The sequence below is a fragment of the Carboxylicivirga marina genome (assembly GCF_016612505.1).
In the GTDB taxonomy this organism is placed as follows: Bacteria; Bacteroidota; Bacteroidia; order Bacteroidales; family Marinilabiliaceae; genus Carboxylicivirga; species Carboxylicivirga marina.
Map to the genome: position 1 here is coordinate 1 of NZ_JAENRR010000133.1, position 2,049 is coordinate 2,049.

General features: G+C 39.9%; 2 protein-coding genes. Both read right to left on the bottom strand.

Going from position 1 to position 2,049, the window contains the following annotated elements:
• Window positions 1-79: 79 nt before the first annotated feature.
• Window positions 80-1,528 carry an IS66 family transposase gene (tnpC, locus tag JIV24_RS22060; protein WP_200467250.1) on the bottom strand — a complete coding sequence of 483 codons (1,449 nt, stop codon included), beginning with the start codon at window positions 1,526-1,528 and terminating at the stop codon, window positions 80-82.
• Between the two features lie 74 nt (window positions 1,529-1,602).
• Window positions 1,603-1,965, bottom strand: a complete 363-nt coding sequence (gene tnpB, locus JIV24_RS22065; RefSeq protein WP_262896426.1) for an IS66 family insertion sequence element accessory protein TnpB — start codon at window positions 1,963-1,965, stop codon at window positions 1,603-1,605.
• Between the last annotated feature and the right edge of the window lie 84 nt (window positions 1,966-2,049).

Below are 2,049 nucleotides of genomic sequence, written 5' to 3' on the forward strand. Positions count from 1 at the left end.
GTAAAGGTCTCCGCATTACCGATATAAAAAAAACAACTCATTAGATTGATCAATCAATTTGAGGCAGTGTCAATCAATTTTACTCAGCCCATCTATCAGGCAGTAAACTGCGCATTTGTTCGTGTGTCATTGTTGGAGATTCAGCCAAGCGCTGTATCACATCTTTGAAATAAGAAAATGTATTCACATTGTTGAGCCTGCACGAAACAGCCAGTGAGTATAAGATAGCTGTTCTCCTAGCTCCGGCATTGGAACCGCAGAATAGGGAATTTCTCCGACTAATGCTGATATAGCGCATGGGTCGTTCAATGATGTTATTGTCCAGGTCGTAGCTAGTGGATATGATAATGTTGTAAATGGATTCTAACTCGTTAAGGCAGTATGCTGTTGCTTTCGATAAAATATGGTTGGGTAAAACTTCGGGGTCTCGTTCAATTTCTCTGAGTTTCTTTTCCAACTTCTTGTATACTTTAAGCGAATCTTGCTTCCACTTTTCTTTTGGCTTTTTCTTGCGTATGCTATAAAATTCATTGTACAGGTCAATAACTTCTTGAGCTTGGGTCTGTTCCCCGATCTCGATAAACTTTCGTTTGCAGTGCTGGACACAACCTAAACGTATCGCCTTTGGGTAGTCCCATCCTTCTAAAACTTTATATGAGCTATATCCATCGGTTTGAACAGCACCCTGATAATCATTCGGCAGATAGTTTGTAAACACCGTCTTGCTCCGTGATCCATTCTCGTATATGAACTGGATTAAGTTGTTTTGATGAGAAAAAGCACTCCAGAAGTAGCCTTTGCGACTCCCTTTATCGCTGCCTAATATAGTATGATAGGTTTCATCAAAATGAATATAAGCATCCTCCAAGATAGTATCCTTCAGCACTGGCATTAATCTATCAAGCAACTCTGCTGATTTTTCAATTAGTCCATGAGTTGTTGCCTTAGGAATATCAACACCCATCTCGTTTAGATATTTCATGATGCGTTCAACCGGCAAGCCATACACATATCTTTGTTGAATCAGGTGAGCCAGTAATGAGCTGTCAAAATTAGAATTCAGGAAAGGAGCTATAGGGGCATTGCCTTCAAAAAAGTCATCACCCATGCGGTATTTTTTACAGCGATAGATATGTTTAATCAGACGCGGTGGAATATACTCATACCTTATCACATCGCGATGAAAGAGGTAAACTGCAGCCTTTTCATCAAAGCTAGCATCCGAGGGTAATACTTCCTCTACAAACTCTTCGATGTTATCATATACTTTCCGTTTCGCCCCATTATTACCTCTTTCCTTGGGTGTAGGAGCCTGTAGTTTATTTTCTAAAAAAGAGGAGGTGTTTTGACGTTTTTCGGTCTTTTTAGGAAGGTTTATAGTTGCTAAGCGCTTCAGCTTCTCAGCGCCCTTGTCTTTCTCTAGAATGGCTTCTTTTAATGCCGCTAGCTCTTTCGTCAGCTCCTCTATGGTGCTTATTAATTTAGTGTTTTGCGCTCGTAAAAAGACTACTAACTCCTTGTCTGTCATGACTTAAAGATACAAAAATAGCATGACCCCACCATGGGAAATCATGCTATTTTTGCATCTTTTATTACTTATTGTCAGAGTGTTAACTGTGCTTTTAGTCGCAAATCATTGGAGCTGCTTTTGTGGTTGATGGCATTAACCATTTGGTCAAGGACATCACGCTCAAGCTCAAAAAAGACCTCCTCACTTACTTGCTGAGGCAAGGTATAGGTCCCTAGCTCCAGCTTCTTGTTATAAAGAACAAATCCTTCCTTTTGCCAACGCAGAACCTTGATTGATTTACGCGTTCTGCCAATGAATACAAAACCATCTCCATTGAGTGCATCCTGCAGGCCTGAAGTTTTAACCAAATGATAGAGCGAATGGATTCCTTTACGCATATCTACGGGTTCTCGGAAAAAGTAGAACCGTGTGTGGTTAGTGAAATTAAAAATCATAGTGCATCCTTTTTATTGAAAATATGGATACAAAACTTCAAAGTTTTATCATAACAAACTATACGTCATTGCGGAGGCCTATAC